The 8,681-nt window shown below is 35.7% G+C and carries 6 protein-coding genes; 1 reads left to right on the top strand and 5 read right to left on the bottom strand.

Going from position 1 to position 8,681, the window contains the following annotated elements; genetic code table 11:
* Positions 1 to 120 precede the first annotated feature (120 nt).
* Positions 121 to 462, bottom strand: coding sequence for a hypothetical protein (locus QZ998_RS15755; RefSeq protein ID WP_296561789.1), 342 nt, complete (start codon positions 460 to 462; stop codon positions 121 to 123).
* A 169-nt stretch (positions 463 to 631) separates the two neighbouring features.
* On the opposite strand from QZ998_RS15755, the gene QZ998_RS15760 reads away from it, so the two are divergent.
* Complete coding sequence (locus QZ998_RS15760; protein ID WP_296561791.1) at positions 632 to 2,086, top strand: transposase; 1,455 nt, start codon at positions 632 to 634, stop codon at positions 2,084 to 2,086.
* An 86-nt stretch (positions 2,087 to 2,172) separates the two neighbouring features.
* Here QZ998_RS15760 and QZ998_RS15765 read toward each other — a convergent pair whose 3' ends face one another.
* From QZ998_RS15765 to QZ998_RS15780, 4 genes are all read right to left on the bottom strand, one after another.
* Positions 2,173 to 4,074 (bottom strand): hypothetical protein, encoded by a 1,902-nt coding sequence (locus tag QZ998_RS15765; RefSeq protein WP_296561790.1) that lies wholly within the window; start codon positions 4,072 to 4,074, stop codon positions 2,173 to 2,175.
* Complete coding sequence (locus QZ998_RS15770; protein ID WP_051355559.1) at positions 4,052 to 4,732, bottom strand: TnsA endonuclease N-terminal domain-containing protein; 681 nt, start codon at positions 4,730 to 4,732, stop codon at positions 4,052 to 4,054. The genes QZ998_RS15765 and QZ998_RS15770 overlap by 23 nt, the downstream gene beginning before the upstream one ends.
* Positions 4,733 to 4,996: 264 nt before the next feature.
* On the bottom strand, positions 4,997 to 7,348 hold the full coding sequence (locus QZ998_RS15775) for a heavy metal translocating P-type ATPase (RefSeq protein ID WP_084504829.1): 2,352 nt from the start codon (positions 7,346 to 7,348) through the stop codon (positions 4,997 to 4,999).
* A gap of 36 nt (positions 7,349 to 7,384) precedes the next feature.
* Positions 7,385 to 7,753 carry a metalloregulator ArsR/SmtB family transcription factor gene (locus QZ998_RS15780; RefSeq protein ID WP_026393202.1) on the bottom strand — a complete coding sequence of 123 codons (369 nt, stop codon included), beginning with the start codon at positions 7,751 to 7,753 and terminating at the stop codon, positions 7,385 to 7,387.
* Between the last annotated feature and the right edge of the window lie 928 nt (positions 7,754 to 8,681).

Genomic DNA, 8,681 nt, shown 5'->3' on the forward strand with positions numbered 1-8,681 from the left:
AATTTATCAGATCTTCGGGATTGTCGATCTGGTTAAACGCCGGAAAACCTCAGTGAATGAAAGAAGGTAGTGACAGAAAAAAAACGGGGAATGCTGTATTTTTGCGGCCTGCAGACCCTGTTACTCGAAATCCGGGTTAAATAAATCATGATTTGTGGCTTTCAATAATCTCGTGTAAAAAACATTGGTGTTCTTTAGTGGATCAGGCATGGAGCTCACAAACGTTAAAATTTCGCGGTCATACTTTTCGTATATTTCATTTTTTATTATATTGATTGCTGTCGATTTTCCATAACCTGATGGTCCATAAATAATCATCCCTTGTATTCTAAATTTGATAGCTTCGTCTATTTTTTTGATTGCTTCTTCGACAATCGATGTTTTTATTTTGTAATTACCAGTGTGAATGGGATGTTTATTTTTTACTATTGATTTTACTTGATCAAATTGATCTGCACTCATTTTATTTTAGTCCTTTCATTTAATTACCATTAGGCGTTTGCGAAACGCCAAACCCCGCATAAAAGCAGGATTTATTCTTGCATAAAAAAATATAACTCCTCACCAGATTATGATAAAATTGAGTTGCAAAACCAACAATCTATCAACCTGAAAGGAGTTATATATGGATATTTTACCACAAAAACAGCTTTCTTTGGCAGACATTTACACCGATTGTCAAAATATTTTCGAGACCGATCAACATCGGTTTCTTTCGCTTCTCGAGGAAAATCTTAATCTGGATATTCTGATTCCCGGTTCTTTTTATCGACACTATTATTCACCAACAGGTCGTCCCCGGGAGTTTGAACTGCATTCAATGATTCGCGCTTTACTGCTTCAGAAAATCTTCTCGATTCCTTCGGATGCGCTTCTGCTTATCTTTCTGAAATTTTCCGCTGAAATAAGAAATTTCTGCGGGTTTAAACGCGTACCGGATGCTTCCCGATTTACACGCTTCAAACAGGAGTTTCTGCTGGACTTACAATCGTTTTTTGATCATCTTGTGGATGTCACTGAACCGATCTGCCAGGCCATTGACCCTCAAAAAGCGGCGATGTCAATCTTTGACACATCCGGGATTGAAACCTATGTCACTGAGAATAATCCCAAATACTTTAATCGCATCATGATTCAATTAAAAGCCTTTAAAAAAGCCAATCAGCTGCCGGATTCCTATGATCCACATAAAGCGGCCTATAAAATGATGCCTTCTCATGCTACCGCCAATCCCGCAATCAAGCAACTCTACATCAATGGCCATTTCTGTTATGTTTATAAGTTTGGCATGATTACCAATGGGCTGGGGATTGTTCGTGACATTACTTTCTACAACCGGGATTTTCTGGATGCCCATCCGGACATTGTCGTTGAAAAAAAGTCAAATTCACCAGATGAAGATAAATCCTTAAGCGATTCAAAAGCACTGCTGCCAGTTCTGACGGATTTTTTCAACAAACATCCGCTGATTCAGCCCGATGTTTTTCTGGGTGATGCTGCCTTTGATACCATCGCGATTTACTCGGGATTATTCAACGACCTGCATTTTAACCGGGCCTATATTCCTTTAAATCGCCGTTCAAGTCTTGAACACCCTGACTTTACCATCAACAGGGATGGCATTCCCTGTTGTCCGAACGACCCGTCCCTGCCGATGAAGCCGGAAGGTAATACCTCCCATCTTCGGTGTGGCATACCCACCTTTAAATTTGTCTGTCCAAAAATGAAATCGGTAAAATGTGCCGATGGGAAGTATCGTCGCCGTCATCATTGTGATCATCCCTGTACGACCTCGCTCTGTGGCCGGATGGTTTATATTTACCCGGAAAAGAACCTGCGTGCCTATCCTGGAACCATTCGTGGGACAAATGAATGGGCACAGACTTACAAAATTCGGGGTTGTGTTGAACAGTCTATTAATCAGTTCAAAGACAGCTTCTGCGTTGCCAATCGACGGACTCAGAATGAACAAACGCTTCATGCCGACCTTTTACTTTCTGGGATTGCTCAACTCTTAACCGTTATCCTTGCCGATTCGATTCATCAACACCAGTATATTCGCAGTCTCAAACCCCTGATTGCTTAAATCAACTTTCAACTTTTTTCTTTTTCCCTTTTTTCTTTTTCTGATATTCTCACTATTTTTTCTGATGCGTTTCGCAATTACCTAAATTACCATGTTCGTTTGGATGGGTCTGACCATTTCGCCATTAATTCCTCATCGCTTAACAATTTTTTGTCATCTTCAAGAGTGATTTCGTCTATAGTGTTGGAACTTTTTTTATTTTGAGGTAAAATATTTGATTTAGGACTTCTTTTTTCAGCTTCATTTCGTACAGTCGCCAAGTGGGTTGCCGCCGTTTTGCTGGAAAGAGCTTTTTCTTCCAGATTATTTGCAAAATTTGTTATTAAGTCTTCGACGTGACTGTTATTCATGTCATTTCTATTTGCGAAATCTCGAATTAATTTATTTGTTTTTAAAGAAATCGCAGTGCCAATCCGTTTACCTTTGATCACTAAATGTCCGATATGAGCGCCATTTTCTAAATATGCTTCCATCTCTCTAATATCAAGCGGATCAAACTCGATTACAATATTCTTACCAACTGGTGTATAGCTTGAAGACAAAACGGAACTTGTATATTTGTATCCAGCAAAATTGATATATGGCCGGATTCCCTTTTTTTTGTTGCCTTGAACTTTTCTGATTTGATAACATTTCATAAGCGAAAAATCCTTTCTGCTATCATCTGAAACATATGATGGAATCAAGCCTCGATCAATTCGGTCTCTCATAACTGATAGAGGCGAAAATCCACCTAAACCTTGATGAGGTTGCAAATTGTATTCTGAAATAATTATTTCAGCTATTTCGGATATCTCTTTTAGGGTAATCCGATATGTAACAGCATCTTTTTCCGCTCCTATTCGACGAATATCATTAATGTTGCTCCCCGTTGTAGATGGTATTCGATGAAAACCTTTCTCTTCTAAAGTTCTAAAAAATCGTTCAATGAGAGGGCGTCTATGAGGTGTTGCGACAGGGCCAAAATTTATACTGATACCTAATTTTTCTAAATTATCCGTAACGTCACGTGAAAGATGCGATAGTGCATTATCCATACAAATCTCGTCGAAGAGTGCCCATTGCGTATAAGGGACTGCCACTGAGTGGTATCCTTCAATACTTTTTTTAAAATTGAATTGACTAAAATTCAATGATTTATGTGGAATTATTGCGTTTTGTATACATTCTAATACATCAAATCGATTATAGTTTTGACTAACAGAAATAGTGTATCCAAGTATAACGCGAGTTGCTACGTCAATTACTGCAATAATCCAGATACGATTGGCTAAAACGTAAACTGTGTCGCCATGCTCATTTTCAACAGCAACTGTAAATAATGCATCGATTTTATGCCCATCTAACTCAACTTTTGCAAAAGGTCGTATAGGACTGGATTGATCCGACTGTATGCATCTTGTGTTACGAAATAATTGCTCCGCATTTTTTCCGTAACGATTCAATGAAGCATAAGGATTTTCGTCACCAATATTATGCAAAAATCTGACCATTGATCGATATCCTTGGGATTTAGTTTCAAATGGATAGTCGGTCTCTTTAAAGCCGTTTGCTATCAGATTTTTTATTAAAGATTCATGGATTGTTTTAAAAGATGATAATTTGTCCCATTTTGATTTTTTTTCATTAAAATAATCTAATAGTAATTGATCTCGAATATCGGGGTGATCCTCCATTAATTTAATAAATGGACCCTTTCTCGATTTCAATCGGTGCCCTTTTATTAATCCAATATAACCTACAGGTTGGCCACTCGTATCAAGGCTTGCACATCGATCGACAAACTCTTTAATATGAGAATGGTTTATGCCGGTCATTTTTTCTATGTTTTTCATTGACTCACCATTTAAATACAAATCAACTGCTTTTTTCCTTGATTCATAGATTTGTTTATCAGAGTCTGACATATTATAGGTACTTACAGTTCGCCATGTTTTACTTTCTTCATAAAATTTTGCGATCTTATTATTCCAAAAAACGTTTGCCATAACACACCTCTGTATAAAAGTTCAATTCCTGATTAAACACATCCGCTTTGATCTGATCACGTATCAGCAAATAGACCAGGCTTGGAAATACCATTGTTGGCTCTGGATCAGATTCATAGATATGTCCAATTGTAGTATCCCCTACTTGTTCTATAAATCGTTTTATTCGTTTTATACAATTTCCGAGTAACCTTTCATCAGTTCTACAAATGCAGTGATACATAAATCTCATATTATTGAGATGTTCCAGACCTTGAAAAATATCATTTTCAGTACGCACACGATATAGAATATTATTTTTCAAACACCAATTTTTTTGGATAGCAATTTGAGACTTTGCTCTGACTGCGGATTTATTGTCTCCAGTTAAATCAGAAGAATACTTAATTTCCCATAATTCATTAATATTGTCTTCATAAAGAACTTCCATATCAAACACTGTTTTGCACATTTTGCCATCATCATTTTTTCCAGTTATTTGAAGTGGTTGTTCGACGTATTTAATAATTTGCGGGTTCAATTCAACAGATAAAAAGTTCGCATATTCCAGATTACTGTAAAAACATGCCCTTCGATTTAGTTTTAGACTATGACAAATAAAGTAATTCGATCCATAGCTCTGTGAGCGTGGCATTTCGATTGGCTTTTCACTTAACATGGGCTTCCTCCGCAATATTTATTAATCTCAAAACTCAAAAGCAAATATTGTTATCGTTTACTTATCCAATTTTCTTTAGAATAATCACAGAAATTTATTCAAAGATACTTTAAGGTTTAAATACCAAAAATGACGGATTGAATTTTTTATTTCAATCCGTCATTAGGCTCAATTTAATTTGTTAAAAGTATAGTAGTGTTTAATGTTTAAGCTTCATTTGAAACTAAAATAGCAACACTAAATTAATGATCCTTTAATCTATTTTTACAAATTTTTCGTATTCATGACTCTCATAGCATTTAAGACTGCTAACAATGCAACTCCTACATCAGCAAATACTGCTTCCCACATTGTAGCAAGTCCACCGGCACCTAATATTAGGACAATTACTTTTACAACAAACGCCAAAGTAATATTCTGTAATACTATACGTCTCGTTTTCTTTGAAATATTTATTGCACTGATCAGTTTACTCGGTTCATCAGTCATTAGCACAACATCCGCAGCTTCAATAGCGGCATCAGATCCTAACCCCCCCATTGCAACGCCAACATCAGCTCTTGCTAAGACTGGGGCATCATTTATACCATCTCCAACAAAAACAACGCATCCTTTAGTGCTTTTTTGGTTATAAAGCAGCTCCAGTTTTTCTACCTTTTGATCGGGAAGTAGATCCGAATAAACTAAGTCCAATCCTAGTTGCTTACCAACTTTATCACCGATGATCTTATTATCGCCTGTCAGCATAACAGTCTTTTTTATACCGAGTGCTTTTAAGTCACCAACAAGTTTTTTAGAATCCTTTTTGATTTCATCTGAGATGACAATCGAACCTGCATAACTCCGATCTATCGCTATATATACAATTGTTCCAGGTTCATCATTTTCCAGTATGGCTATTTCTTTATCGGCCATCAGCTTTGCATTACCTGCAAAAATTTCCTTCCCTTTAATATTAACCTTTAATCCCAGGCCGGGTAGTTCTTCATGCGCTTCAATTACGCCTTTGTCAATTTCTTTGCCATAAGCTTTCATAATTGATTGAGCAATGGGATGGTTGGAATAATTTTCAGCATATGCAGCATACATTAAAAGCTCATCATTGGTTATGCCTTGGACCGCTTTAATTTCTGTTACTTTAAACACACCTTTTGTCAAGGTTCCAGTTTTATCAAATATTACAGTATCAACATTATTCAAAGCCTCTAGATAATTTCCACCTTTTATCAAGATACCATTTTTTGAAGCGCCTCCAATTCCACCAAAAAAGCCCAGCGGGATTGAAATAACCAATGCACAAGGACAAGAAATTACCAAAAAAACCAATGACCTGTAAATCCAGTCAGAAAAAGTTGCACCTTGGATAACTAAAGGCGGAATAATCGCAAGCGCTAAAGCTGCTACTACTACTATTGGGGTGTATACTCGCGCAAACTTTGTAATAAACTGTTCCGTAGGCGCTTTTCGACTGCTGGCGTTTTCAACCAGTTCCAAAATTCTTGATACCGTGGAATCGCCAAATTCTTTTTTAACTTCAATCGTTAATAACCCGTTTTTATTGATGAACCCTCCGTAGACTTCATTACCAACTTCTACTTCACGAGGAACGGACTCCCCCGTAAGTGCTGAAGTGTCCATCATGGATTTCCCTTCAACAACAACTCCATCAAGTGGTACTTTTTCACCTGGTTTCACAATAATATATTCTCCGATAAGCACATCCTCTGGAGAAACAATTTTGATATCATCCCCATCCTTTAAATTTGCGTAATCAGGTCTAATATCCATAAGTTCGGCAATCGATCGTCTGGACCTGTTTACCGCCAAATCCTGGAAGAATTCGCCCACTTGATAGAACAGCATTACTGCAACACCTTCTGGATATTGACCGATAGCAAATGCTCCTATCGTTGCGATTGACATCAGAAAACTTTCATCAAAAAGCTGTCCGTTTTTTATATCTTTAGCAGCTCGCAACACAACTTCTCCGCCAACTATCAAATACGCAACAAAATACAAAATAAATTCCACTGGTGTTTGGAATGTAAATATTAAAGCAATGGCAAACAACACCCCACCGATTGCTAATTTGACAAGCTCTTTCCTATTTTCATCACCAATTTCCACATGTTCCTCGGTAGCTTTTTTAGCTTCTTCGTTTACCATTACATCAGGCTCTATTTTTTTTACAATAAGTTTAATATCTTTTATTGCTGTTTCGAGATCTCTATTTCTTGTTTCAATATTAAGTTTACCCGTTGTAAAATCAACATTGGCGTTTTTTATGCTATCTAGTTCCTTGATTTTTCCTTCAATTTTCAAAGCACAATTAGCGCAATCAAGTCCTTCTAATACAAGTGTCTTTTTAATGTATTTATCATGCAACTTTTCAGACACAGTGACATCAGGTTCAATCTTATATACAATTTCCGTTACATGTTTAATAACAGATTCTTTCATATCAGCATTATCCAGTTCAATAGTCATAATTTTAGAGACGAAATTAAGCGTGGACTCTTTAACTCCCTCTATATTGTTCGCTTTATCATTAATTTTTGCCGCACAGACAGCACAATCCAAACCATCTAAAACAAGTTCAATTTTTGATTCTTCCATTATTGATCTCCTCCTTTTTTATTATCAACTATATTTCTACTTTTCGTTTATGTGTACCATCCCTTGATTAAATATTTGCTTAACGTGGTCATCATCCAATGAGTAGAATACTACTTTTCCTTCTTTTCTATTTTTCACAAGTTTTGCTTGTTTTAAAACCTTTAGCTGATGTGAAATGGCGGATTGTGTCATATTCAATAGAAATGCGATGTCACATACACACATCTCACTTTCAGCTAATGCCCACAATATTTTGATTCTTGTTGAATCTCCAAAAACCTTGAATAACTCAGCAAGATCATATAGGAGCTCTTCTTTTGGCATTTTATCCTTAACTTGCTTTACAACATCCTCATGGATTACATTACAATCACAACGTTCGATTGGATTCTCAATACGAATCATGTCATTCCCCTTACATTTAAAAGATTTATACATGAACAGCTATTCATGTATCGATTATACCTCTTTCATGGACTAATTGTCAATCAATATTTGAATAATTGTTCATATATTCATTTAAAATAAGATGTTCAGCTCCGAGTATAAAGTCTATGAGTACATTTATGACAAAGTTACATTGTTTCGGGAAGGGTAATATGGTATTGGCTACATATTTTATCAATCTTTACTTTCACAAACATTCAGAAATGATTTATAAGCAATACAATCATGTTTAATTGACATTTACGATCAAATCGATCTTTTTCATGTAAGTTGCTTTCTATGTATATATATTTCATTTATAAAAGAAACTAAAGTTCATAATAATGATTCTAACTTTTTTTACGTGTTATATGTCAAATTTTCGTTTTTTACGTGTTATATGTCAAAAAATCAAAAATTACCACTTATATGTCAAAATATTTTGACATATAAGTGGTAATAAAAAAAACGAATGGCTTTTTTATGGGATTTTTATAATTGAATTTTGTACGGGTTATATGTCAATGCACATACGAATCTTAATTTCTATTTTACTCAACTTCTATATATGTTGAATTAAAGAATTTTACAAATTGAACTGACAATTGTGCAATGTGCGGGCGAGGGTCTGACCCCTTGGTCATCACGGATCTCCCCTTGTTAAATCTTTAATATTATATATACTCAACTTTCCCAGCACAAAAATACAGATGAGCCATTACACATAGCCATTTAAACTTCTAAAAATATAGAAGTTGACAGAAAAATGCACCTTTCCTGTCTGATTTTTGTTTGGTTTGCATCTACATTATATCAGACGTTGGGTGCATTTTTCTGTCAACTTCTATATTTTTAGAAGTTTAAATGGCTATGTGTAATGGCTCAGCTGTATTTTTGAGCTGGGAAA

It is taken from the genome of uncultured Acetobacterium sp. (assembly GCF_927416815.1).
Lineage (GTDB): Bacteria > Bacillota > Clostridia > Eubacteriales > Eubacteriaceae > Acetobacterium.

Bases quoted from the DNA above. Each gene is read 5' to 3' on its own strand.
- QZ998_RS15755 (WP_296561789.1), bottom strand. From the start codon at position 462: ATGAGTGCAGATCAATTTGATCAAGTAAAATCAATAGTAAAAAATAAA.
- QZ998_RS15765 (WP_296561790.1), bottom strand. From the start codon at position 4,074: ATGGCAAACGTTTTTTGGAATAATAAGATCGCAAAATTTTATGAAGAA.
- QZ998_RS15770 (WP_051355559.1), bottom strand. From the start codon at position 4,732: ATGTTAAGTGAAAAGCCAATCGAAATGCCACGCTCACAGAGCTATGGA.
- QZ998_RS15775 (WP_084504829.1), bottom strand. From the start codon at position 7,348: ATGGAAGAATCAAAAATTGAACTTGTTTTAGATGGTTTGGATTGTGCT.
- QZ998_RS15780 (WP_026393202.1), bottom strand. From the start codon at position 7,753: ATGATTCGTATTGAGAATCCAATCGAACGTTGTGATTGTAATGTAATC.